This window comes from Bradyrhizobium sp. CCBAU 25360 (assembly GCF_028128695.1).
GTDB classification, from domain to species: Bacteria; Pseudomonadota; Alphaproteobacteria; order Rhizobiales; family Xanthobacteraceae; genus Bradyrhizobium; species Bradyrhizobium ottawaense.
Genome location: NZ_LBJA01000045.1, coordinates 794,098 through 819,139, shown reverse-complemented (window position 1 = coordinate 819,139; position 25,042 = coordinate 794,098). Strand labels below are relative to the sequence as shown.

Sequence of the window (25,042 nt, the reverse complement as noted above, 5' to 3'; positions counted from 1 at the left end):
TGTCAGATGCCTGTCGAGGCTTCGATTTTCGTTGAATCATTGGTCTTTTCAGCGGCCTCTTTGGTTTCGGCCGCCAGCTCTTTTGTTTCCTGCGCCGGGTCCTTGACAGGAGCGCCGGCCTGCTCGCCGGTTGCTTCCTTGACCGCGGCCGCCGGGGCCTGCTCGGCTCCCTCGGACTTCGCGGGTTGCCCGGAGATCGCAAAGCGCATCCGCATCCAGGCACCGCGCTGGCCCTCGCGGAAGTCGGAAGCATCTTTCAGCTCGATGCGTCCGCCATGGTCTTCCAGCACGCGGCCAACGATCGCAAGGCCAAGGCCGGTGCCCTTGGCGCGCGTCGTGACATAGGGCTCGAGCAGCCGCGAGCGCGCGACCTTGGGCAGGCCGATACCGTTGTCGATGACGTCGATCAGCACGTCCTCGCCCTGACGCGACACCACGACGTCGATATGACCTTTGCCGAGCTCCTCCGGCGGGACCTGCTCGATCGCTTCGGTGGCGTTCTTGACGATGTTGGTGACCGCCTGCGAGATCAGCCGCCGGTCGAACTGGGCGCGGAGCGGATCCTCTTTGAATTCGGCCTCGATATCGATCTCGGGATGGGCGACCTTCATCAGGAACACGGCCTGCCGCACGGCGTCGGCGACGTCCTCGCCCTCCATCACCGGTTTCGGCATCCGTGCAAAGCGCGAGAACTCGTCGACCATGCGGCGGATATCGTCAACCTGGCGCACGATGGTGTCGGTGCACTGCTCGAAAATCTGCTTGTCCTTGGCCTCTGTGATGCCCTTGCCGAACTTGCGGCGAATGCGCTCGGCCGAAAGCTGGATCGGCGTCAGCGGGTTCTTGATCTCATGCGCGATGCGCCGCGCCACGTCGCCCCAGGCCGAGGTGCGCTGCGCCGAGACCAGCTCGGTGATGTCGTCGAGCGTGATGATGTAGCTGTCATGCGGCTGGTTCTTCTCGGCGCTGACGCGGACCGAGAGATTGCGCTCGGTGCCGTCGCGGGTGATCGTGATCTGGCCCTGCACTAGACGCTGGCTCCCTTCCCGCGCCGCCTTCATCATCTCGTCCAGCTCGGGCAGCACGTCGGAAAGCGGATGACCAAGCGTTTCCGATTCGGCGTGCCCGATCAGCTTCTCGGCCGAGCGGTTCAAAATGCCGACGCTGCCGGAGGTGTCGACGCCGATGATGCCGGCGCTTGCGGAGGACAGCACCGCTTCGATGAAGCGGCGGCGGCTGTCGATCAGGTCGCTGGCGTTGACGAGCTCGTCGCGCTGGCTGCGCAATTCCTGAGTCATCTTGTTGAAGGTCTCGCCTAGCTGGGCGAGATCGCCTTCCGACTGGTGCACCGGCACCTGGACATGGAGGTCGCCGGTCGAGACCGTGTGGGCCGCGTTCATCAGCCGCCGGATCGGCGAGACCAGTGAATTGGCGAAGTTCAGGCCGATCAGCACCGAGGCCATCAGGATGGTCAGCGCGATCACGGCGAACATGAGCGCGAAGGCAACCTGGATTCCGAGCCTGCGCGACTCGATCTGGGCGTATTCGGCGACGCTGACCTCGGTCTGCTTGAGCTGATTGACGACATTCGGATCAAGCGGACGGGCGACATAGAGGAAGGTGTCGCTGAAGGCGCGCAGCCGGATCACGGCGGCCACGAAGCTCGCATCGGGAAGGACCGCGATCTCGGGCTCGGACTCGTTGACGTTGCTGAGGAAGTCGGACGCGGGCGGCGAATAGGCGAGCCGCATGCCGGTGTCGGCGGATTCCAGGATGTTGGTGTTCTTGTCGATGATCATCGCGCCCGGCAGGTTGCGGGAACTGGCGCTGGCGCTCAGCATCTCCCGGAACGAGCGGCGATCCTGGTCATAGAGCGGCCGGGCATGCGCGATATCGTTGGCCATGCCGAGAATGTCGCCGCGGATCAGCTGCGCATGGTCCTGCATATAGGCCCGCGCGATCGTCAGCGAATTCTGGATCACCTCCTTGGTCGGGCCGGAGAACAGCCGGTCGAGGCCGCGTTCGATGGTGACGTTGGCGACGACGGCGACCAGCACCGCCGGCAGCACCGCCACGATCGAGAACAGGCTGACGATCTGGACATGGAGCCGCGCCGCCGCCCTGCCCCGCCGCCGCGCCAGGATCAGCTGCCAGAGCTCGCGGACGATGATTCCGACCAGCAGCAGGATCGTCGCCGCGTTGATCAGGTAGATCGAGCGGACCACCGCCGGCGTCGGCTCGATCGTGGTCAGGCCGGTCAGAACCAGGAAGGTCAGGAAGGCCGAGAGCAGCGCCAGCGCCACGGCAAAGGGCGCCAGCCAGCGCCGCGCCGACCAACGCCGGGGCTCTTCCGCTGGGGCCGTGTCAAAGTGTGCGGCCGAGGTGTCTGCGCTGGTCATTCCGGCAATGGTGGTGCTGAAAACGGGGCCGCGATGGGCGGATACTGATGTATTCGTACCACATTGTTGCCGAATTGCGACAATTCCGCGGCGCCCCCACCGCGGCGGACCGGCGCATCCACAGCTCTGGCGGCGCGTGTCGTGATCTGATCGGTCAGCAATCGTACCGTCTCTGGACGGAATTGGACAAAGGCACCGGCATCGTCATTCGCGAACGAGGGTGAGCCTTGACGCAGATCAAGGGTGCGCGGTGGCCGCTCGCGCCAATGTGGGCTCATTGCCCGACCGGAGTTCCGCCCATGAAGGCTGTGGCCGTTGAAGAAGCCGTTGCGATGATTCCCGCTGGCGCCAGCGTGATGGTCGGCGGCTTCATGGGCATTGGAACACCGGAGCGCTTGCTCGATGAACTGGTCCGGCAGCAGAAGACCGGATTGTCGGTGATCTGCAACGATGCCGCACTACCGGGTAAAGGCGTCGGCAAGTTGTTTGACGCATCGCTCGTGTCGCGTCTGACCGCGACGCATATCGGGCTCAATCCCAAGGCCCAGCAGCAGATGCTGGCGAACCAGATCGAGGTCGATCTCGTGCCGCAAGGCACCCTCGTCGAGCGCATCCGGGCCGGTGGTTGCGGCCTGGGCGGCGTCCTGACGCCGACCGGCGTCGGCACCGTTGTCGCCGAAGGCAAGCGAGAGATCGAGATCGAGGGCAAGCCGTTCCTGCTGGAGACGGCGTTGACGGCGCAATACGCGCTGCTCCACGCGTTTCTCGCCGACCATCTCGGCAATCTCGCTTATGCGCTGACCGCACGCAATTTCAACCCGATCATGGCGATGGCGGCCGATACGGTGATCGTGACAGCCGAGCATATCGTACCAGTCGGCGTGATCGCGCCCGACCATGTCATGACGCCGGCGCCGCTCGTCGATTACCTCGTTATGAACGGGTGACCCATGGACCCGCAGATCATTATCGCCCGCCGCGTCGCCAGGGAGCTCCGCGAGGGCAACCTCGTCAACCTCGGCATCGGCATCCCGACGCTGGTTGCGAACTACGTGCCCTCCGATCTCAAGGTTTTCTTTCAATCGGAGAACGGCCTGATCGGCACCGGGCCCATTCCCGAGCCGGGAATGGCGCATCCGCTCCTGACGGACGCCGGCGGACGCCCGATCAGCGCGCTGCCGGGAGCCAGCACATTCGACAGCGCGATGTCGTTCGGGCTGATCCGCGGCGGCCATGTCGACGTCACCGTGCTCGGCGGCCTCCAAGTCGACGCGCAGGGCCGCCTCGCCAACTGGATGATCCCCGGCAAGATGGTGCCCGGCATGGGCGGGGCGATGGACCTCGTCAGCGGTGCCAGGCGGGTGATCGTCGCCATGCAGCACGCGGCCAAGGGCAAGTCGAAGATCGTCGCCAAATGCACCCTGCCCCTGACCTCGGCGCGGTCGGTCGATCTCGTCGTCACGGACTTGGCCGTGATCGGCTTCTCCGGCGGCAAGGCGACGCTGCTGGAGACCGCGCCCGGGGTCAGTGTCGGCGACGTCATGGCGCTCACGGAAGCCGAGCTGGCTGTTCCCGACAACGTCCCGGAAATGAACGTCTGATCCGTCGGCGGCCTCAATCGATGATGTGATAGCCGCCGTCGATGTAGAGCACGCCGCCCGTGATCAGCTTGGCGCCGTCGAGCGCGAGGAACGCGGTGGCATTCCCGACATCGTCGATGCTGACGAGACTGCGCGCCGGCGCCTTCGACTGCGCCTTGTCCATGAGCTCATCGAACTCGGGAATCCCCGAAGCCGCGCGGGTGGCTAGCGGACCCGGCGAGATCGCGTGCACGCGGATGCCCTTCGGGCCGAGCTCCGCGGCGATATAGCGGACCGAGGCTTCCAGCGCGGCTTTCGCGACACCCATCACGTTGTAATTCTCCACCACCATCTGGCTGCCGTAATAGGTCATGGTGAAAAGCGTGCCGCCGTTCTTCATCAGCGGCTCGGCGAGATGAGCCATCCGCAAGAACGACCAGCACGAGACGTCCATGGTCTTGAGGAAGCCGTCACGGCCGACGTCGACGACACGGCCGTGCAGCGCTTCCTTCGGCGAGAAGGCTATGGAATGAAGCATGAAATCGAGCTGCCCCCATTCCGACGCGATGCGCTCGAACACCGCCTCGGTCTGCCCTTCGGCCATCACGTCCAGCGGCATGAAGATCGGCGCTTCCACCGCCTGCGCCAGCGGCTGGACATGCTTCTTGGCGCGGTCGTTCAGATAGGTCACCGCGAGATCAGCACCGAGCGCACGAAACGCGCGCGCGCATCCCCAGGCGATCGACTGGTCGTTGGCGATGCCGACGATCAGTCCCTTCTTTCCCTTCAGGGCGACCTTGCTGTCCGGAAATACTGGGATCATGACACCCTCTTAGGTCTCGTGTTGATCAACTGACCGTCCATCAATAGCGATAGCGTATGCTGTGCGATCATCAGCTCCTCGTCGGTCGGAATGACGTAGACGGGGACGCGGCTGTCGGCTGCCGAGATCAGGGGCGCATGGTGGGCGTTCTCACCGGCATCGAGGCGGACGCCGAGCCAACCGAGCTGCTCGGCGATACGTGCGCGGATCGATGCCGAGTTCTCCCCGATGCCGGCAGTGAAGACGAAGGCATCCAGGCCCTGCAAGGCGGCAGCCAGCATGCCCGCGTTGAGGCCGATCCGGTAGACGAAATGGTCGATTGCGAGCCGCGCACGCGGGTCCGTGCTAGCTTCCAGCTCGCGCATGTCGTTGCTGACGCCGGAAAGCCCCTTCAGACCGCAGTCTCGATAGAGGAAGTCCTGCACCTTCGCGGCCGGCATGCCCTTCTCGGCGATGAGATAGAGGATGACCCCGGGATCGATCTGCCCTGGACGCGTTCCCATCGGCAGCCCGTCGAGCGCCGTGAACCCCATGGTACTCTCGACGCTGCGCCCCTCCTTGATCGCGCACATCGAGGCGCCGCTGCCGAGATGGGCAACGATGACCCGCCCCTTGGCGATCTTGGGCGCCACGCCGGGCAGCGCGCGGGCGATGTATTCGTAGGAGAGCCCGTGAAAGCCGTAGCGCCGCACACCCTCGGCATAGAGCTGCTGCGGAATCGCGTAGTGATCGGCGACGAGATCATGCGTGCGGTGAAATGCCGTGTCGAAGCACGCCACCTGCGGCAGCCCAGGGAAATTCGCGAGCAGCGAGCGGATCGGCGCGAGATTGTGCGGCTGATGCAGCGGCGCCAAGTCGACAAGGCGTTCGAGGCGGGAGACGACGCCGTGGTCGATCAGGACCGGGCGGACATGGTCCGGCCCGCCATGAACGACGCGATGACCGACCGCGATCGGCGTAATCCGGAGCTCGTCGCGCAGCCAGTTGCCGGCAACCGACATGGCGGCGGGCACATCGGGCACAGCTTCAACCGAATAGGCGCGATCGGCCAGCGCATCGCCGCTCGCACCGCTGGCGCGCAGGCGCGGGCGGCTGCCGATGCCGTCCATTTGTCCCTTGATCTGACGCCGGAGCGCACCGTCGCCCAATGCCGAATAGACCTGAAACTTGACGCTCGAAGAGCCGGCATTGACGACCAGGATCGTGTCCATGGCGATCACGCGGCCACTGACGGCGCCTTCTGGCGCCGGGCGTGCGCGTAGAGCGCCGCCACAGCACAGGAGGCCATGCGCGCACGCGGCGTATCGGCGCGCGACGTCAGGACGACGGGTACCCGCGCGCCAAGGACAATGCCGGCACCATCCGCTTTGGCGAAATAGGCGAGATTCTTGGCCAGCATGTTGCCAGACTCCAGATCTGGAACGACCAGGATCTGTGCACGACCGGCGACCTCGGACTCGATGCCCTTGATACGTGCCGCTTCCGGGTCGATGGCGTTGTCGAACGCCAGGGGACCGTCGAGCACGCCACCGGTGATCTGGCCGCGATCGGCCATCTTGCAGAGGGCGGCGGCTTCGATGGTCGACGGAATTTTGGACGTCACGGTCTCGACCGCCGACAGGATCGCCACGCGCGGCGTTCGGCCAAAGCCGGCCTGATTGTAGAGGTCGATCGCGTTCTGGATGATGTCGCGCTTGGCATCGAGATCGGGAAAGATATTGATCGCGGCGTCGGTGACGAAAATCGTCTCGGCATAAGTCGGCACATCCATGACAAAGACATGGCTGATGCGCCGATCCGTGCGCAGGCCGCCGGTCTTTGCCGTGACCGCGCGCATCAACTCGTCGGTGTGAAGGCTGCCCTTCATCAACAGCTCGCCTCTGGCGGCCTGGATGAGCTCGACGCCCTTGGCCGCGGCGTCGTCACTATGGGCGGCATGCACGATCTCGAAGCTTGATATGTCCAGATCGAACCTCGCGGCGGTGTCCATGATCTTCCCTTCCGGCCCGACCAGGATCGGACGGATGATCCCCGCGCCGGCGCTGTCGATCGCCCCGCGCAGCGAAGTCTCGTCGCAGGGGTGCACGACGACGGTCGATGTCGGGGGCGCAGCCCTCGCCGCCGCGATCAGCCGGTCGTACTTGCCGCCGGTCTCGTGCGTCATATCGGCCGACATGAGGTCACTCCCGCTTTCGCCAAACCGCGCTACGACGCTCTTGCCTGGGGATCGAATGGCGCGACGTTCGACGTCATCTCGCCCTCTCCGTCCAGGCCAAACAACTCGGCGACTCGCCTCAGGCGATTGGCGCGCTCGCCGGTGATGTCCGCGCTTGCCGAGAGCACCTCGCGCATCGCCGCGAAGGCCGCGCGCCGCCGGTTCATGTCCTCGGGCAACAACCTTGGAATGGCCGCCACGGCGCCCTCGCGGTCGAGCAGCAGCATGAAGAACTGCTCGCGTACCAGCATCTTGAATTCGGACAGGGTCATCCGGGAGCCGGCATGGTCGCGCCTGACCTGGCGCAGCGCCTCGATGCTGCGCTCGTCCACCATGCCGCGCGCGGAGCCGATATAGAGCAGCGCGCGGATAGCAGCCTCCCGCAGGCCGCCGTCACCAATCTTCGCCCTCAACTCCGCAATCCTGCTTTCGAGCATGGCGCGATGCTCGTCCGACATCTCGCGGCGCCGTGTCGGCACGGCGTTGGGGTCGATGCCGACCGCGGCCTGGAGCGCAGGTGAGCCATAGACGTTGAGGAAGAGGGTCTCGCTTAACGCCTCCTGGGCATCGCGCCAGCTATCGAGCGCATGCACAATCTGCTTCGACACCTGCTCCTGGAAGGCCAGGAACGGATTGTCCTGCGATACCGGCCTGCGCTTCTCTTCGGCGCGATCGGCCGCCGCCTTCACCATGGACATCCATGGATTCTGACTGCTGAAAGCCTCATATTGCATTCGCAGCGGATGCATGCCGCGCGCCCAGTTGGCCGCCTCTGGCGTCACCATCTTCTTGATCCAGGGCTGCACGAATTTCTGATAGGCTGCAAGATTGAGCTCCGAGATGCGCTTGGCGGTGGCGAACCGCCGCTCGTCCTCGGGGGAATTGCCGCCCATGGCCCGGATGTCGCCGAGCGTTCGGGCCTCGCAACGCATTACCCATTGTCCCGTTGCAAGGTCGGCGTTGAGCGTCTCGCTGCCCCTCGCCTCGAACGTCGCCTCGTAGAGCCCGGGCGGGAGCACGTCGATCAGGTCGATGTTGCTGGAGAATTCGGCATGCTCCTTGTTGGCGACGCCGCCGGACACGAAGATCCCGAGATGACCGATGCTTTCGTGAATGGTGTAAACGATGGTCTGGCCATATGCCCTGATCTCATCGACGTCGGCGTAGCAGTCGAGAATCCAGTCCAGCGCCTGCTGCGGCGGGGTGACGTTGTCGCCCTTGGAGCAGAACACCACGATCGGCGAGCGGATATTGCGCAGGTCGACCTTCTCCCCGTCCGACATTTCGATCCGGCCAGCGGCGAGGTTGTTGCCGATGAACAGTTCGTCGACGATGAACTGGATCTCTTCGGCATTGAGGTTGACGTGACCGCCCCACCATCGCTCGAAGTCCAGATAACGGTCGGCCTCGGTGTCGACTTTGGAATAGACGTTGTATTGCTTGGTCCAGAGCGTGTTCGAGGGGTTCTGGTTCTCGAAATTCTGCACCAGCCAGGCGCCGTCGAACTTGCCGGCACCGAGATCGCTCGTCAGCGCCGTCAGCCAGCTTCCGCCCAAGAGGCCGCCGGAATAGCGCATCGGATATTTGCCATGGACGCCCGCCCAATAAGCGAGCGGCGCGCCGGCGATGATCAGCGGTCCGAACAGCTCCGGCCTTAGCGACGCCAGGATCATGATCGCCCAGCCGGCCTGACAATTGCCGATGACGCAAGGCTTGCCGTCGGCGTCGGGGTGACGGCTGATGACAGTTTCAAGAAACTTCGCTTCGGCTCGCGCAATGCGCTCGATCGTCTGGCCGGGCATGGGTTCGGGCAGAAACCCGATGAAGTAGCAGGGATGTCCCGCCTTCATCGCGACACCGATTTCGCTGTCCGCCTTGAAGCCGCCGATGCCGGGACCATGGCCGGCGCGCGGATCGACGACGACGAACGGCCGCCGCCTCATGTCGATCGCGACATTCTTGGGCGGGATGATGCGCACGAGCGCGTAGTTGACAGGCTCGTCGAGTTTGCGGCCGTCCGTAATCAACTCGGCGGCATATTGCAGCACATGCGGTGCGGTCTGCGCGACGTGCTCGCGATATTGGTCGCCGCGTTGTCGCATGATATCCAGAAACAACACGCTCCGCTGTCCGGCATCGACCAGATACTCCACGGCGGAGGTGACCAACCCCGACATGGGACCGGCAGGCAGCTTCAGATTTTCCATCGCAATCTGACCTCGTTGTCGTGCGAGGCCAGTCAAGGAGAGATGTCACCGGCGACGTTGACATAGGTCAACGGTCGGCGGTTCCGGGCATAGCGGACGCCAGAACCTTAGAACCTTCTAGAGGTAGATCGATAATGTCAGACGGGGAACTGTTTCCGGCCCTTCCGGCTTGACCCGGCATGGATAGGTTCTTCCTCGCGATAATGGTTTCTGCCGTTCTGCTGCTGATCGTGGCGTCCGATCTGCTGGTCAACGGTCCTGGTCTGCAGGAGCCGACGACAGACGTAGCGCGCCTGGTGCCGTCGACCGAACGACTGTTCAGGTGATGGATTGCCGTCGCGGGCGGCTGAATTCCTCACCCTTGTGTGACCGCGGAACATGTGTGACCGCGGAACATTTCGGCCCCCTTCCGACTTCTGCTCACCGCGTCAGCCAAAACGGCCAGCGCGATCCGGACAGGCTCAGCTCCGCTTTGGTAGGGGGAGCTGAGCCACCGTCCGCGTAAACGCGTTTAGCGTTTGTCGCGAGGGAACTAGCCCCCGCTCCGATAGACCTGAATATCGAGATCCCGGATCTTCTTGCGCAGCGTGTTGCGGTTGAGGCCGAGCAGGTCGGCGGCGCGGATCTGGTTGCCGCGGGTGGCAGCGAGCGCGGCCGTGAGCAGCGGCACCTCGATCTCCTTGAGGATGCGGTGATAGAGGCCGGGCGGCGGCACGCCGTTGGGAAAGCCCTGGAAGTGCGAGGACAGATACGCCTCCACGGCGCCGCCGAGATTGTCGACGCCCTGCTGGACCGCGGCACCCGGGCTGACCGAGGGCGGCGCGAGCTCGCCATCGATGACGGAAGCCGTGATCACGTCCTGCGGATAGAGCGCGGCGAGGCGCCGGGCGAGGTTTTCCAGCTCGCGCACGTTGCCGGGCCAGCGGTGTTGCTTCAGCCGCTCCAGCGCCAGCACGTCGAGCTTCTTGGGCGGCAGGCCGTCCTTCTCGGCCAGCGCGAAGAAGTGACGGATGAGATCGGGCAAATCCTCGATGCGCTCGCGGAGCGGCGGCAGCCGCAGCGGCACGACGTTGAGGCGGAAGAACAGATCTTCCCGGAACAGGCCCTGCTGGATCAGGACGCGCAGATCCTTGTTGGAGGCCGCGACGATGCGCACGTCGGTCTTGATCGGGGTGCGGCCGCCGACGGTGGTGTATTCGCCCTGCTGCAGCACGCGCAGCAGACGGGTCTGTGCCTCCATCGGCATGTCGCCGATTTCGTCGAGAAACAGCGTGCCGCCCTCGGCTTGCTCGAACCGGCCGGAGGCGCGGGTGTTGGCGCCGGTGAAGGCGCCGCGCTCATGGCCGAACAGTTCGGATTCGATGAGGTCGCGCGGGATCGCCGCCATGTTGACCGCGACGAACGGGCCGTTACGGCGCTTGCCGTAATCGTGCAGCGCGCGCGCCACCAGCTCCTTGCCGGTGCCGGACTCGCCCGTGATCATCACCGTGAGATCGGTCTGCATCAAGCGCGCGAGCACGCGGTAGATTTCCTGCATCGCGGGCGAGCGGCCGACCAGCGGGATCGCCTCCATCTCGGCGTCCTCGTCCGGCGTCGAGACCCGCTCCTTCGGCTCGGCCAGCGCGCGGCCGACGATGGCAATCAGCTCCTTGAGGTCGAACGGCTTCGGCAGATATTCGTAGGCCCCGCGCTCGGAGGCGCGGATCGCCGTCATGAAGGTGTTCTGCGCGCTCATGACGATGACGGGCAGATTCGGCCGCATCTTCTTGATCCGCGGCAAGAGGTCGAAGGCGTTTTCGTCCGGCATCACCACGTCGGTGATGACGAGATCGCCCTCCCCCTGGCTGACCCAGCGCCACAGCGTTGCGGCATTGCCGGTCAGCCGCACTTCATAGCCGGCGCGGGACAGTGCCTGATTGAGAACGGTGCGGATGGCGGTATCGTCATCGGCTACGAGAATGCTACCTGCGGGCATCGTTAATCCTCATTTCGCCCCCTGTGACGCAGGCGACGGCTTCCCGGCAGAGTCGGCGCGACTGCTTTGATCGGCATGTTTCACCGATGTGGAATACATCGGCATCAGCACGCGGAAGGTGGTCTTGCGCGGCTGAGATTCGCATTCGATGATGCCCCCGTGATCGCCGACGATCTTGGCGACCAGCGCCAGGCCGAGCCCCGAGCCGGTCTGCTTGGTGGTCACGAAGGGATCGAACAGGTTGGGCAGAAGATCGTCGGGCACGCCTGGTCCGTTGTCCTTCACGCAGAATTCGAGCGGCAAGGATACCCGGGATTTTTGACCGGGGACTGACAGGCGCACGCCGGGGCGGAACGCGGTGGTGAGCTGGATCTCGGCGTCGGGGACGTCGATCAGGGCTTCTGCGGCGTTCTTCACGAGATTGAGGAACACCTGGATCAACTGGTCCTGGTTCGCCAGCACCGGCGGCAGCGAGGGATCGTAGTCCTCGATGAAGCGGATGTTGCGGGCAAAGCCGGACTGCGCCAGCCGCTTGACGTGGTCGAGCACCGAATGGATGTTGACGGGGCCGCGCAACACGGGACGCTCGTCGCCGAACACCTCCATGCGGTCGACCAGCGTCACGATGCGGTCGGCCTCGTCGCAGATCAGGCGCGTCAGCATGCGGTCCTCGGACGAGGCCTGCTGCTCGAGAAGCTGCGCCGCGCCGCGGATGCCGGAGAGCGGATTCTTGATCTCGTGCGCCAGCATCGCGGCCAGTGCGATGACCGAGCGCGCCGCGCTGCGATGGGTGAGCTGGCGGTCCATCTTGTCGGCGATGGAGCGCTCCTGCAGCATCACCACGATATGGCCGGGCCGCTCGGTCAGCGGAGCGACATGCAGATCGACCTGGCGGTCGCCGCCCATCCGCGGCGTGCCGAGATCGACCTTGTATTCGTTCACCGGCGAGTTCGACGAGCGCACCTGGTCGATCAGCGCCAGCAAGGGGCTGCCGAACGGCACCAGCTCTTTCAGCGACTGCCGCTTCAGGAACTGCGTCGAGATGTCGAAGAAGGCTTCGGTCGCGATATTGGCGGCGACGATCTTGCCGTCCGGCCCGATCATGAGCACGGGATTGGGCAACGCATCCAGGATCGCGTCGCTGTCGGCGGGCCGGCGATGGTCAGCGGCGGAGCTCATGCAGCAGCGCTCCATCCGAAATCGTCGAAGGCATCCTGCAGCGACTGTTGGACGAGGCGCGGATCCTCCGAGGTCAGGATCTTCTGGCGCCAGGATTTCAGCTTCTCGACCGGAGCGCCGCTCGCAGCCGCGGCGACGTCGAGCGCCCAGCCGAGATGTTTTCGGGCGTGCTTGAGGCCTACGCGCAGGCCGTAAAGCGCGCAGACGCCTTCATAAAGCGTGCGGACGTAATGCAGCTGGGTGGCGAGCGTCGGCATGGCCTCAGCCGCCCCGCCGTTCAGGCGGCGGCCGATCTGGCCGGGCAGCCAGGGTTGGCCCTGTGCGCCGCGGCCGATCATCACGGCATCGGCGCCGGAGGCCTCGAGCGCCGCAAGCGCTTTGTCGTAAGTCGTGATGTCGCCGTTGACGACGAGTGGAAGGCAGGTGGCCTCGCGCACGGCGCGGATCGCATCCCAATCGGCCTCACCCTTGTAGAACTGGCTGCGGGTGCGGCCATGCACCGTGACGAGCTTGACGCCGGCGGCTTCCGCGCGCCGCGCCAGTTCCGGCGCGTTGCGGCTGCGGTCGTCCCAGCCGAGCCGCATCTTCAGCGTCACCGGCACCTTCACCGCCGCGATAGTCGAATCGATCAGGCTGACGGCATGGTCGAGGTCGCGCATCAAGGCCGAACCGGACTGGCCGCCGGTGACGTGGCGGGCCGGACAGCCCATGTTGATGTCGATGATGTCGGCGCCCTCGGCTTCGGCGATCCGGGCGCCCTCCGCCATCCAGTGCGTCTCGCACCCGGCGAGCTGGACCACGTGCGGGCCGATCCCGGTGGCTTCGCAGCGCAACCGGGACATCCGGTGGCCGCTCGCGAGCTCATCGCTGGCCGTCATTTCGGACACGACGAGACCCGCGCCAAGCTCGGCAGCCAACCGGCGGACGGGCGAGTCCGTCACCCCCGACATCGGTGCCAGGAAGACCGGGGTGGCGACATCAATATCGCCTATTTTCAACGGCTTAGAGCCGGATGCTGCCGAACCGGTCACAGGGGTCTCGTTGACTGGGCAGGGCCTCATCGCGCCTGCCATGACCTATCTTGCGCACAATTCTTGTGCAGTCAAGCGTCATGCCTACAGTTTAGACAATTCTGCAAATCTTTCAAGTGCAGTGCAGCAAAATGCTGTTTCCAACAATCCGGGGAAACCCCCTTTTTTTGCGGGCCTGCCGTGCTAGAGGCATGCGGCAATCACCCCACTCCCCGACTCTTCATCACCAACCGAGTATTCGAGTCCTATGGCGAAATCACAACGCACCGCAGTCGTCCTCGTGGCAGCCGGGCGTGGACTGCGTGCAGGCGCCGGCGGGCCGAAGCAATATCGCGAGATCGGCGGCGTGCCCGTGATCTATCGCGCCATGGAAGCCTTCAGCCGCCACGCCGACGTGTTTGTGGTGCAGCCGGTGGTGAACCCCGATGACAGCGCCATGTTCACGGCCGCGGTCGCGGGGCTCAAGCATGAGCCGCCGACCAATGGCGGTGCGACCCGGCAGGCCTCGGTGCTTGCCGGCCTCGAGGCGCTGGTCAAGCACGAGCCCGATATCGTGCTGATCCACGACGCCGCGCGCCCCTTCGTCTCGGAAGGATTGATCTCGCGTGCGATCGAGGCGGCGAGCCGCACTGGCGCTGCGATCCCCGCCGTTCCCGTCACCGACACCATCAAGCTCACCGGCGATGGCGGCAATGTCGAGGGCACGCCGGACCGCGCGCGCCTGCGAATCGCGCAGACGCCGCAATCCTTTCGTTTCGACGTCATCCTCGAAGCGCATCGTCGCGCGGCGAAGGACGGCCGCAGCGATTTCACCGACGATGCCGCGATTGCCGAATGGGCGGGATTGACGGTTGCAACCTTTGAAGGCGATGTTGCCAACATGAAGCTCACCACTCCCGAGGATTTCGTGCGCGAGGAAGCGCGCCTGGCTGCCCAGCTCGGCGATATCAGGACCGGCACCGGCTATGACGTGCACGCCTTCGGCGAAGGCGACCATCTCATGCTCTGCGGCGTACGCGTGCCGCACACCAAGGGTTTTCTCGCCCATTCCGACGGCGACGTCGGCCTGCATGCGCTGGTCGATGCCATCCTCGGCGCGCTCGCCGACGGCGACATCGGCTCGCACTTTCCGCCGAGCGATGCGAAGTGGAAGGGCGCCTCCTCCGACCAGTTCCTGAAATACGCCATCGAACGCGTCACTCAGCGCGGTGGCCGCGTTGCCAATCTCGAGGTGACCATGATTTGCGAGCGGCCGAAGATCGGTCCGCTGCGCGACACCATGCGCGCGCGCATCGCCGAGATTTCCGGCGTCGACATCTCGCGCGTCGCGGTGAAGGCGACCACCAGCGAGCGGCTCGGCTTCACCGGCCGTGAGGAAGGCATCGCGGCCACCGCGAGCGCCACCATCCGTCTTCCCTGGAGCGTCTAGGCCATGGGCGGCAGCGACGCACGCGCCCTCTCCCGCTCGCTGCTCGACCTGTGCCGGATGCGCAAGCTGACGATCGCGACGGCTGAATCCTGCACCGGCGGCCTCGTCGCCGGCGCGCTGACCGATATCCCCGGCTCCTCCGATGTGATCGACCGCGGCTTCGTCACCTATTCCAACGACGCCAAGCGCGCGATGCTCGGCGTCGAAGCCGGCACGCTCACGAACTTCGGCGCCGTCAGCAAGGAGACCGCGACCGCGATGGCGGTCGGCGCGCTGGAGCGTGCCGGCGTCGATCTCGCCGTCGCCATCACCGGCATTGCCGGTCCCGGCGGCGCGACGCCCGGCAAGCCGATCGGTCTCGTGCATTTCGCCGTCGCCGCGCGCGACGGCCGCATCATCCACCGCGAGCATCGCTTCGGCGCGATCGGCCGCAGCGCGGTCCGCGCCCGTTCGGTGGTCGAGGCGTTGCGCATGCTGATGGATCTGGCCCGCGGCCCGCAAGTTGCCGCCAAGCCGAAACGCGCCGCCGCAGTCACCCGCTTGCGCCCGCGCGTGACACGCTCGCCGCGCCGACATGTGGCCAAACGCCGGACGCCACGGTCGCCGCGGGGCTGAGCACCCCCGCTTACACCTTGCGCGCAATCACACGGATCGCAGCCAGATTGGCGCGATGCTGCTCGAACACCCGCCGCATTGCCAGCACCCGGCGCCGCGCCGCCCGATCCAGCAGCAGGTTCCTGGCGAGCCGCAACGCGCCCACCAGGCCCTCGTCCTGCACCAGGCGCCGCGGTCGGAGCAGATGCATCGGCGCGAACTCGACCGCCTCGATCTGAAAGCCGACGCTCTCCAGCAGCCCTCTCCATCCTTCGCCGGACAACGGACGTGCCCCGACATGGATGGCTCCGGAGAGCGCGATCGATCTCCTGCCTTTGGCCGAACGGCATGTCGTCCGGCGTCACGGCGAGCTCGTGGATGCCGTAACGCCCGCCGGGGCGAAGCAGCCGGAACGCCTCCGCCGCGATGCGGCGCTTCTGCTCCTGGGGCTGCATGCTCAGCATCGCCTCGCCGATCACGATCGATGCAGAGCCGGCCGGCAGGGGCGTCTGATCGGCGGTCCCGACGACGACCGAGACGTTTCCCTTCGCCGGAAGCTGCCGGCTCGTCCACGCCGCAGCCTGCGCATCGCGCTCGACGCCGACATAGCGCCGCGGGCCTCGCTCCAGGATCAGGCGTGCGGTGACGCCGAGCCCCGGCGCAAACTCGACGACATCATCTTCGGCGCCGATCACCAGCCCGTGCAGCAGCGCGCGCGTCAGGCCAAGCCCGCCGGGACGCAGCACGCGCTTGCCTAGCCGGGCCAGCAGCCAATGGCCCGGCATCTTCGCCACGTCGAGATCAGCGCCCGGCAGGTCGACCGATGGCATCGTGTGGTCTGCAATCATGGGTGTCTCCTTTGCAAGTTAGAACCGCGCCCGGATGCCGCCGTAATAGCCGCGTCCGTCGCCGGGGATGAACGCGGCCTGGTCCGGCCGCGCCTGATCGACGATCAGGGTCGACGCGGCATAGGTCGCGTTGAACAGATTGGTGATCTCGCCGAACACCGCGAAGCGCTCGCTGATCCGGTACTCGGTGCGCACATCGGCGACCACGAACGGATCGGCAAACAGCGTGTTCATGTTGTCGACCGGCATGTGGCCGGGGCTCCAGCGCACCGCGCCTTCCAGCTTCCAGGCGTCGGTCGCCTGATATTGCAGGACCGCGTTGACGAGATGCGGCGGCGCGCCGGCCAGACGGTTGTTGCCGCGCAGCGGATCGTTGTCGAAGCGGAAGTCCTGGTAGGTGTAGGCGACGCGGCCGGTCAGCCGCGGCGTGATCCTGACGCCGAGGCCGAGCTCGACGCCGAGATGCGTGGTGCGGTCGGCATTGAACGCCGCCATCAGCGCGCCGGTGGAGTCGCGCAGGCTCAAGAGCTCGTTGTCGACCCAGGAATAGTAGCTGACCGCGTCCCACGACAGGATGCCCGCGCGGCCGCGCCAGCCGCCCTCAACGGTGGTGGCGGTCTGGGCCTTCAGATCGGGCGTCGCGAATGCCGCTGCGACGAGGCCCGGATTGCCCGGCGTCGGCCGCCCGGCACTGCTGTTCGGCGTCCCGTTGACCGTCGCGAGCAGATCGTCATGCGAGGGCGGCTCGAAGCTGCGGCTGACCGCGGCAAAGATGGTTTGGCCGGCCACGGGGCGGAAGGTCACGCCGAGGCTGGGGCTCCACGCCGAATAGCTGAGCGCATAGCTCGAGCTCTGCGTCGGCACCGCGCCGTTCGGCAGCAGCATCGTCGGATTTGCCGGATTGTAGGCAATCGTCGGCCGCGTCGCACTCCGGTAGACGTCGTCATTGTCGCGCGTGGCGTAGCCATAGGCGATCGCCGGCGAGACGGTGATCCGGTCCCAGACCGGCAGATTGAGGCCGGTATGCAGCGCCAGCGTGGTGGCATCGAGCCGGCTCTCGCCGAACTTGGCGCCGGTCTGCCCGGCCTGGTTGATGAAATTCTCCCGATCCGCCGATCCCACCGAATATTGCGCGGTCGTTTCGAGCAGCGGTAACGCCGCCGCGCTGTCGGGCTTGTAGGCGTAGCGGAAGACGCCGGTCGCATCGTCACCCCGCGTGGCGCGAACGCCTGAGGAGATCGGAAAGCGGAACATGTCGTCGGTGTGGGTATAGCCGAGCGCGACGTCGAACAGATGCGCGTCGAACGTCGCGGTGGTCCGCGAGCCCGCCACGAACTGCTCGGCCTCGCGGCGCGGCCGGTCACGCACCACGTTGGGGCCGGGATTGATCGAGGTCGACGGCGGGATGAAGGTCGGCCCGGCAAACACCTGCCGCGGATTGGCCTGCATTGCGCTCTTGGTCAGCGGTCCCGCCACATCGAAGCCGAGATCGGTGTAGCCGATGAAGAAGCGCGTGCTGACGTTCTCGGACAGCACGGCGCCGACATTGGCATTGAAACTGCTGCGCTCGGAGCTGTTGTAGTCGCGAAAGCCGTCGCGACGGCTGAAATCGGCCTGCACCAGCGCGTCCACATTGTCTTTCCTGCCGCCGGTCTGCGCGCTGGCATTGATCTGGCCGAAGCTGCCGCCGCTGATGGCGGCCTGCGTGCCCGGCGAGGACGATCCCGTCGGCGATACGAAATTCAGCGCACCGCCGAGCACGGTGGCGCCGAGGCGGTTGGCGATGTAGCCGCGATAGACCTCGATGGCCTCCGCCTGTTGCGGGTTGGCGAAGCCGACGATGTAGGAGCCGTCGGCCCGGTTGATGGGCAGGCCGTTCTGGAGCACCAGCAGCCCGCGCTCGACCGGATTCTGCTGCAGACCGGAGCCACGGATCTGGATACGCGGCTGGTCGTTGCCGCCGAAGAAGTTCTGCACCACGACACCGGGAACCCCGCTGAGGGCACGCGACGCGGTCGGATTGCCGGTGGGTGAGAGATCCTCGCGCCGGACCAGCGCGACGCCGCCCGCGAGCGCCTCGAAGCGCTCCTGCACCGATGCGGCCGGGGCAGCCGGCCCCGCAACCTCGTCGCCGAGGTTGGCACCGCCGCGCGGTTGCGGCTCGGCGGCCCGGCGCCGCGCCGCGACCCGCTCGCGAGATACCGCCGCGGGCTTCGCCGCGCTCTTCGGCGCCTCCACCACGACAGGATCGAGCTGGACCGCCGCGCCCGGCGCCGCCGATTGCGCCAGGCAAGCCTCTCCGGCAAGGGCCGGCAGCAGCAAGGCAGACGCTGTCCAGGACAGCAGCACCGTGCCTTGCGTTCTGCCTGTGCGCCACGAACGCCCTCGCCCCAACGACGGACTCATGATCCTACTTCCCACTCCAGCCCCACTTTTTCCCGCGGGCGACGCTGAACGCCGTCGCGATCTCGCGCGAAGCTCGCCGCGCGCACCGGGAATCTGGTTGCGCTGGGACAAACAGCGCGCTGCTTGGAATTAGTTTCGTTCCAGCTTCGGCACGAACAGCACGTTGAGAACTCGCGATGCCGCGACATGATCGCGGTGCGGATCGAAGCGGAACACGGCACGAAACACGTCGTAGGGGAATTAGCGAAGCGTCATCCACCTCTTCTCATGCCTGCTCGGCAGACATGGTGGATTACGCCTTCTCCCAACCCACCCCGCGCACCTACAAGCGGTTGCGTTGCCCGACGGGCAAAACACGCTAGCGGTAGGGCAAGGCGCGCAGGCGAAAATATTCGCCTTTACAGAATTTCGGCTTTGTCGCATTGTCCCGCCACCTCACCCCGGTCAGAGGGGCGTATCGCGATCGTCACGAAACGTGGGGTGAGCTGCGGTGGACGCTAGTCACATCGGCGCGAGAGGCATCGCAGGGCGGGCAAACCGTGAGCGACGAGCCTTTTGCGCACACGACCGGTGTGATCTGCGTACGGCAAAACCGTGTCGTCCTGACGCCCGGGGTCTGTGCGTCAAGTCTTGCGGTGATGCGCGTTGCCCGACCGGGTGCGCGCGTCAGCTATTCGTGAGGCGACGGGGGCAATAGTGCATCGCTCCCCGGGGAGAGCTCGGCATAAGCCGTCAAACCACTGCGCAGGGAAGGCCGGGTTGTCTTGGCTACACCTGTATGCCGCTGTGCAGATTCTTGTCACGCAGGTTTCGCACAGTGGACCGCGGGTGCCAGCCGGCACCCGGCCTTCCCTGCGCCCTCTGACATCTGAGGGCGACATGACCAATGCAGGACTCGGGCAGGAACTGTCGCGAGACCGCAGCGTTATGTTCAGTTTTCGAAAAAAGCACGCAAGTTCGTCCAATTCGATCGGAATCGCGAATGCAGACGGCGCGACCAAACGTCATCACGCGTCTCCGATCTTGCGCGAGAAAATATTGGCGCAATAATGCCGCTCTACGTTGTGATCCGGAATCAACCGGACCAGCATTTTGGAGGGCGACGAAATTGTTCGCTCGCGCTGCGGCCTCGGTCGCCGTGACTATCACCTTGGCCGCCGTTGTCTTGGCCGCCATTGTCTTGGCCACCATCACCTTGGCCACCATTGACGGTGCGGCCGCACAAACGGCGAACCAGCCGCCGGATACGATGGCGGCGCGGGTCGAGGCCTGCACGCCCTGTCACGGCAACAAGGGCGAAGGCACCAGCGACGTCTATTTCCCGCGGCTTGCCGGCAAGCCCGCCGGCTATCTCTACAATCAACTGCTCGCCTTCCGCAGCGGCCGCCGCAAATATCCGCCCATGAACTATCTGCTGGAGTTTCTGCCTGATCCGTATCTGGAGGCGATGGCGGAATATTTTGCCGGCGAACATCCGCCGCTGCCGCAGCCGGCGCCGAGCGAGGTCAGCAAGGACGTGCTGGCGCAGGGCGAGCTGCTCGCCACCAGCGGCGATGCCAGCCGCAATATTCCGGCCTGCGTGAGCTGCCATGGCCCGGGACTCGCAGGCATGCAACCCGGCATCCCCGGCCTGCTCGGCCTGCGCGCCAATTACATCAGCGCCCAGCTCGGCGCCTGGCGCTACGGCACCCGCACGGCGAAATCGCCAGACTGCATGCAGCAAGTCGCAGGCCATCTGACCGAGGCCGACGTCACCGCGGTCGCGGCCTGGCTCGCGACACGACCGGCGCCCACGAACCCGGCTCCCGTGCCGAAAGGCAGCTACGCGCTGCCTTTCGGCTGCGGCAGCCAGCCCAACTGACGAGGCGGATGATGGGCTCGAAACTATCGACCGCACTCATATCGATCAAGCTCCTGGCCCTCGCCGCGCTCACCACGGCCGCGCAGGCGCAAGACAAGGCTCAAGACAAGAGCAGCGACATCATCGCCCGCGGCGAATATCTCGCCCGTGCCGGCGATTGCACGGCCTGTCATACCGCGCCGGAGGGCCGCCTGTTCGCCGGCGGCCGCGCCATGCCGACGCCGTTCGGTACACTCTACACCTCCAACATCACGCCGGACCCGGATACCGGGATCGGCAAGTGGAGCGCCGACGACTTCTACAAGACCATGCACAGCGGCCGTTTCCCGGACGGCGGGTTGATCTATCCGGCCATGCCGTTCGCGTCCTACACCAAGGTCACGCGCGCCGACAGCGATGCGATCTTCGCGTATTTACGCTCGATCGCGCCGGTGAATCAGAAGAACAAGCCGCATGAGCTGCGCTTTCCCTACGACAACCGCCAGCTCATCCTCGGCTGGCGCACGCTGTTCTTCAGCGAAGGCGAGTTCAAGCCCGATCCGAAGAAATCAGCGGAATGGAATCGCGGCGCCTATCTGGTCGAAGGCCTCGGCCATTGCGGCATGTGCCATTCGCCGATCAACGCGCTCGGCGGCACCTCGCAATCGGATGCCTTCAAGGGCGGCCTGATCCCGATGCAGAACTGGTACGCGCCCTCGCTCACCTCAAACCGCGAGGCCGGCCTCGGCGACTGGAGCATCAAGGACATCACCGACCTGCTGCAGACCGGCGTCTCCATGCGCGGCGTGGTCTACGGTCCGATGGCCGAGGTCGTGCACAACAGCCTGCAATATCTCAACGACGAGGACACCAAGGCGATGGCGGTGTACCTCAAGGGCATCGCGGAGCCCTCGCCTCCGCCGCCGGCAAGCTCGACGCTGCCGACCACCGAGAGCAGCCTGCTGATCAGCCTCGGCAAGACCGTCTACGACAAGCAGTGCGCGAGCTGTCATGGCACGCAGGGCGAAGGCAAGCCGCCGCACTGGCCGCCGCTCGCCAACAACCAGTCGATCGAGATGCAGTCGGCGGTCAATCCGATCCGCATGGTGCTCAATGGCGGCTATCCACCGGGCACCAGGGGCAACCCGATGCCCTACGGCATGCCGCCTTTCGCTGGCCTCCTGTCCGACAACGAGATCGCCGCCGTCGTCTCCTACATCCGCACCGCCTGGGGCAATCGCGGCACGCCGGTCTCGGCGCGCGAGGCCAACGAGCTGCGCTCCGCACCGCTGAATTGAGAATCACATGATCAACTCCGATCCGCCGACCAGCCCTGCTAGCGCCGACCAGGCCGTCGAGGAGGTCGTCGCGCAAGGCCCGTCCGGCGCGATCGTGCTCGCCGGCATCGCCACCGCCTGCGTGGTCGCGATGTGGCTCGCCTTCTATCTGTTCGTCTTCCTGCCCCGCGGATCGCTGCAATGAGCGCAGAGGAAACTCATCACGACAGCGCCGAGGTCGCGGCCCGCGTCGAGCGGCGCTGGGCGACCATCGCCGTGATCATCATCGTGATGATGGCGCTGCTGGCGGCTTTCGCCGGCATCCATCGCGCGACCATGCCGCAGCCGCGCGTCGAGATCACCGATCCCTCGCGCCTGCATCTGTCCGGCGAATTCGTCGAGAGCAATCTCGGCAGCGTGCTGGAGGCCAACGGCAACGTCACGGTGCGTGCAATCGGCCAGCAATATTCCTTCACGCCTGCCTGCATCGTGGTGCCCGCGGATACGCCGATCACGCTGCGGGCCACCAGCGCCGACGTCGTCCACGGCATCCTCATTCAGGGCACCAACGTCAACACCATGCTGGTGCCGGGCTACATCTCGGAGCAGCTGATGCGCTTCGCGAAAACCGGCGACTATCTGATGCCCTGCCAGGAGTTTTGCAGCTTTGGCCACGAGGGCATGTGGGGCAAGGTCAAGGTGATCGACAAGACCGATTTCGCCGATCGCGCGAAGGGTGGCGGGAGGCTGAGCTGTGTTGGTCAATAGGAAGCTCATCCTCGCCCATTTCTGGCTGGCCTTCGCCGTATTCGGCATCGCGCTCACGCTCGGCGCCTGGCAGATGTTCATCCGCAGCCCGATCGGCACCTGGCTCTCCAACCCCGAGCTCTATTACCGCTCGCTGACCGCCCACGGCACGGTGATGGGCTACGTCTTCCCGACCCTGGTGGCGATGGCATTCGGCTACGCCATCAGCGAGTCCGCGCTGCAGCAGCGCCTGGTCGGCGTGCGCTGGGCCTGGGCAGGATTCTGGTTGATCGTCGCCGGCAGCATCATGGCGGTGATTCCGATCGCAATGGGGCGTGCCTCGGTGCTCTACACCTTCTATCCGCCGCTGATCGGCAACGTCTTCTACTATCTCGGCGTCGTCCTGGTGGTGGTCGGCTCGTGGATCTGGGTCGCGCTGATGTCGATTAACTTGCGCGTCTGGCGCAAGGCCAATCCCGGCGCGCCAGTGCCGCTCGCCATGTTCGCCAACGTCGCGGGCTCGTATTTGTGGGCTTGGACCGCGGTCGGCGCCGCGCTCGAGCTGCTGCTCCAGATCATTCCGGTTGCGGCGGGCCTCAAGGCCACCATCGATGCCGGCCTGGCGCGCATCTTCTTCTCATGGACGCTGCACGCCATCGTCTATTTCTGGCTGATGCCGACCTACATCGCCTATTACACCATCGTGCCGCGCGCGATCGGCGGTCGCGTCTATTCCGACTCGATGGCGCGGATCTCCTTCATCCTGTTCCTGGTGGTGGCGATGCCGATCGGCATGCACCACACCTTTGCCGATCCGCAAGTAGGCGCCGGCTTCAAGTTCATCCATTCCGCCTTCACGGCGCTGGTCGCGCTGCCGACGCTGCTGACCGTATTCACGATCTGCGCCTCGGTCGAGATCGCGGCGCGGCTGCGCGGCGGCCGCGGCATGTTCGGCTGGATCGGGGCCCTGCCTTGGGACAATCCGATGATGCTGGCGCTGGCGTTCTCCTTCATCATGCTCGGCTTCGGCGGCGCCGGCGGCCTCATCAACATGAGCTATCAGCTCGATGCCTCGATCCACAACACGCAGTGGATCACCGGGCATTTCCACCTGATCTTCGGCGGCGCCATCGTCATCATGTACTTCGCGATCGCCTATGATCTCTGGCCGCATCTGACGGGCCGGGAGTTGATCGATATCCGCCTGATCCGCACCCAGCTCTGGCTGTGGTTCATCGGCATGATCGTGACGACGTTCCCGTGGCACTGGGTCGGCATTCTGGGGATGCCGCGCCGCATGGCCTATTTCGACTTCGGCGATCCCGCGATCGCACCGCAGGCATTCTCCGTCACCCTGTCGGCGATCGGCGGCTTCATCCTGCTGGCCTCGGGCATCATGTTCATCGTCATCCTGGCGCGTGGCATGCGCGCGCCTCAAATCGACGCCGGGCCCTATCGCTTCGCGCTCGCCGTGCATGAACCAAAGACGGTGCCGGTCGCACTCAACACCCACGCGCTATGGGTGGCACTGATGATCGGCCTCACCCTCACCAATTACGGCTATCCGATCCTGAATCTGGCGCTGAGTTCGGGCACCTCGGTGCCGGCCGTCTATGTGGGAGCGCAGTGATGAGCACGCGCGACCTCTTTACTCTCCGCAACAGCCATTTCAGGACTGGCGTCGGCATCACCGCCGCGATCCTCGTCGTCACCGCGATTGCCGGCTTCATTGTGCTGCCTTTCGCACAGCCCTGGGTTCAGTTCGCCGGCGTCTGGGATGCGATCTGCAGCGCCGCCGGCGTACCGCAGCGTGCGGCCAGCGTCACGGCGCCCGAGCAGGCAAAACGCCTGTCCGAGGTCGTGCTGACCTCGAACACGTTGTCACGTCCGAGCCAGGAGGCGATCGGGCGCGGCGCGACGCTGGCGCAGCGCTGCGCGATCTGTCATGGCCCCACCGGCGTCAGCCGCGCGGACTCGCCCAATCTCGCCGGCCAGTATGCGGCCGTGATCTACAAGGAGCTGCACGATTTCCGCTCCGGTGCGCGCGCCAATGCCGTGATGTCGCCGTTCGCGATCAACCTGACCGACCAGGAGATCGCCGATCTCTCCAACTATTACGCCTATCTGCCGCGGCTTCCAGCCTATCATCCGACGCCGCAACTGCCGAAACCCAACATCGTCATCTACGGCGCGCCGATGCGCGGGATCGCGCCCTGCGGCTCCTGCCATGGCAGCCTCGACAACAAGACCGGCAGCCCGTGGCTAGAGGGACAGTCCGAAGCCTACATGAAGGCGCAGCTTCACGCCTTCGCCTCCGGTGAACGGCGCAACGACATCAGCCAGCAGATGCGCAACATCGCCCGCGGAATGACGCCGCAGGAGATCGAGCAGGCCGCGGCGTACTACGCCTCGCAGCCGCCTGATGTGGTGAAGGCGGTGGATTGAGGATGGCTCTCGTGCCCCGGACGCAGCGCAGCTTCAGCGGTGCGCTG

General features: G+C 65.6%; 21 protein-coding genes and 1 pseudogene. 11 read left to right on the top strand and 11 right to left on the bottom strand.

Going from position 1 to position 25,042, the window contains the following annotated elements:
• Window positions 1-2: 2 nt before the first annotated feature.
• Window positions 3-2,399, bottom strand: coding sequence for a sensor histidine kinase (locus XH81_RS38120; protein WP_028144671.1), 2,397 nt, complete (start codon window positions 2,397-2,399; stop codon window positions 3-5).
• 47 nt (window positions 2,400-2,446) lie between these two features.
• Between XH81_RS38120 and XH81_RS38115 the strand changes: the two genes are divergently transcribed.
• The 3 genes from XH81_RS38115 to XH81_RS38105 all read left to right on the top strand — a co-directional run bounded on the left by XH81_RS38115 (window position 2,447) and on the right by XH81_RS38105 (window position 4,000).
• Window positions 2,447-2,623, top strand: a complete 177-nt coding sequence (locus tag XH81_RS38115) for a hypothetical protein (protein ID WP_244439099.1) — start codon at window positions 2,447-2,449, stop codon at window positions 2,621-2,623.
• Between the two features lie 75 nt (window positions 2,624-2,698).
• Window positions 2,699-3,346, top strand: a complete 648-nt coding sequence (locus tag XH81_RS38110; protein WP_028144672.1) for a CoA transferase subunit A — start codon at window positions 2,699-2,701, stop codon at window positions 3,344-3,346.
• 3 nt (window positions 3,347-3,349) lie between these two features.
• Window positions 3,350-4,000, top strand: coding sequence for a 3-oxoacid CoA-transferase subunit B (locus XH81_RS38105; protein ID WP_038946758.1), 651 nt, complete (start codon window positions 3,350-3,352; stop codon window positions 3,998-4,000).
• Between the two features lie 13 nt (window positions 4,001-4,013).
• Here XH81_RS38105 and fabI read toward each other — a convergent pair whose 3' ends face one another.
• From fabI to dusB, 7 genes are all read right to left on the bottom strand, one after another.
• On the bottom strand, window positions 4,014-4,802 hold the full coding sequence (gene fabI / locus XH81_RS38100; protein ID WP_028144673.1) for an enoyl-ACP reductase FabI: 789 nt from the start codon (window positions 4,800-4,802) through the stop codon (window positions 4,014-4,016).
• Window positions 4,799-6,013, bottom strand: a complete 1,215-nt coding sequence (locus XH81_RS38095; RefSeq protein WP_028144674.1) for an acetate/propionate family kinase — start codon at window positions 6,011-6,013, stop codon at window positions 4,799-4,801. Before XH81_RS38095 ends, fabI begins: the two co-directional genes overlap by 4 nt.
• A 5-nt stretch (window positions 6,014-6,018) precedes the next feature.
• On the bottom strand, window positions 6,019-6,978 hold the full coding sequence (locus XH81_RS38090) for a phosphate acetyltransferase (RefSeq protein ID WP_097668645.1): 960 nt from the start codon (window positions 6,976-6,978) through the stop codon (window positions 6,019-6,021).
• A 29-nt stretch (window positions 6,979-7,007) separates the two neighbouring features.
• A complete protein-coding gene (locus tag XH81_RS38085; protein WP_049824285.1) occupies window positions 7,008-9,224 on the bottom strand; it encodes a DUF3141 domain-containing protein in 2,217 nt (738 codons plus the stop codon).
• 532 nt (window positions 9,225-9,756) lie between these two features.
• Window positions 9,757-11,199: a nitrogen regulation protein NR(I) gene (gene ntrC / locus XH81_RS38080; RefSeq protein WP_028144677.1), complete on the bottom strand. Its 1,443-nt coding sequence runs from the start codon at window positions 11,197-11,199 to the stop codon at window positions 9,757-9,759.
• 9 nt (window positions 11,200-11,208) lie between these two features.
• Window positions 11,209-12,378 carry a two-component system sensor histidine kinase NtrB gene (locus tag XH81_RS38075; RefSeq protein ID WP_028144678.1) on the bottom strand — a complete coding sequence of 390 codons (1,170 nt, stop codon included), beginning with the start codon at window positions 12,376-12,378 and terminating at the stop codon, window positions 11,209-11,211.
• Window positions 12,375-13,376 (bottom strand): tRNA dihydrouridine synthase DusB, encoded by a 1,002-nt coding sequence (dusB, locus tag XH81_RS38070; protein ID WP_085967554.1) that lies wholly within the window; start codon window positions 13,374-13,376, stop codon window positions 12,375-12,377. Before dusB ends, XH81_RS38075 begins: the two co-directional genes overlap by 4 nt.
• Before the next feature lie 280 nt (window positions 13,377-13,656).
• Between dusB and XH81_RS38065 the strand changes: the two genes are divergently transcribed.
• Window positions 13,657-14,838 (top strand): bifunctional 2-C-methyl-D-erythritol 4-phosphate cytidylyltransferase/2-C-methyl-D-erythritol 2,4-cyclodiphosphate synthase, encoded by a 1,182-nt coding sequence (locus XH81_RS38065; protein ID WP_028144680.1) that lies wholly within the window; start codon window positions 13,657-13,659, stop codon window positions 14,836-14,838.
• Between the two features lie 3 nt (window positions 14,839-14,841).
• The gene (locus XH81_RS38060; RefSeq protein ID WP_028144681.1) at window positions 14,842-15,453 is read left to right on the top strand and encodes a CinA family protein; all 612 of its coding nucleotides are present in this window, start codon (window positions 14,842-14,844) and stop codon (window positions 15,451-15,453) included.
• Window positions 15,454-15,463: 10 nt separating this feature from the next.
• Here the strand turns inward: XH81_RS38060 and XH81_RS38055 are convergent, their stop codons facing one another.
• From XH81_RS38055 to XH81_RS38045, 3 genes and pseudogenes are all read right to left on the bottom strand, one after another.
• The gene (locus tag XH81_RS38055; protein ID WP_028144682.1) at window positions 15,464-15,715 is read right to left on the bottom strand and encodes a hypothetical protein; all 252 of its coding nucleotides are present in this window, start codon (window positions 15,713-15,715) and stop codon (window positions 15,464-15,466) included.
• A gap of 160 nt (window positions 15,716-15,875) precedes the next feature.
• Window positions 15,876-16,217 (bottom strand): annotated as a pseudogene (locus XH81_RS38810) (class I SAM-dependent methyltransferase); the annotation flags it as partial.
• Between the two features lie 81 nt (window positions 16,218-16,298).
• Window positions 16,299-18,686 (bottom strand): TonB-dependent receptor family protein, encoded by a 2,388-nt coding sequence (locus tag XH81_RS38045; RefSeq protein WP_097668644.1) that lies wholly within the window; start codon window positions 18,684-18,686, stop codon window positions 16,299-16,301.
• A gap of 1,108 nt (window positions 18,687-19,794) precedes the next feature.
• On the opposite strand from XH81_RS38045, the gene XH81_RS38040 reads away from it, so the two are divergent.
• From XH81_RS38040 to XH81_RS38015, 6 genes are read left to right on the top strand one after another with little or no spacing between them, the layout of a single operon-like run.
• Window positions 19,795-20,547: a c-type cytochrome gene (locus XH81_RS38040; RefSeq protein ID WP_028144685.1), complete on the top strand. Its 753-nt coding sequence runs from the start codon at window positions 19,795-19,797 to the stop codon at window positions 20,545-20,547.
• Window positions 20,548-20,555: 8 nt separating this feature from the next.
• Entirely contained in the window at window positions 20,556-21,824 is a 1,269-nt protein-coding gene (locus tag XH81_RS38035; protein ID WP_085967555.1) for a cytochrome c, read from the top strand.
• Window positions 21,825-21,831: 7 nt separating this feature from the next.
• Window positions 21,832-22,008 carry a hypothetical protein gene (locus tag XH81_RS38030; RefSeq protein WP_018320427.1) on the top strand — a complete coding sequence of 59 codons (177 nt, stop codon included), beginning with the start codon at window positions 21,832-21,834 and terminating at the stop codon, window positions 22,006-22,008.
• Complete coding sequence (locus tag XH81_RS38025) at window positions 22,005-22,571, top strand: cytochrome c oxidase subunit II (RefSeq protein WP_028144687.1); 567 nt, start codon at window positions 22,005-22,007, stop codon at window positions 22,569-22,571. Before XH81_RS38030 ends, XH81_RS38025 begins: the two co-directional genes overlap by 4 nt.
• Window positions 22,558-24,180: a b(o/a)3-type cytochrome-c oxidase subunit 1 gene (locus XH81_RS38020; protein ID WP_028144688.1), complete on the top strand. Its 1,623-nt coding sequence runs from the start codon at window positions 22,558-22,560 to the stop codon at window positions 24,178-24,180. The genes XH81_RS38025 and XH81_RS38020 overlap by 14 nt, the downstream gene beginning before the upstream one ends.
• Entirely contained in the window at window positions 24,180-24,995 is an 816-nt protein-coding gene (locus XH81_RS38015) for a c-type cytochrome (RefSeq protein ID WP_028144689.1), read from the top strand. The genes XH81_RS38020 and XH81_RS38015 overlap by 1 nt, the downstream gene beginning before the upstream one ends.
• Window positions 24,996-25,042 lie beyond the last annotated feature (47 nt).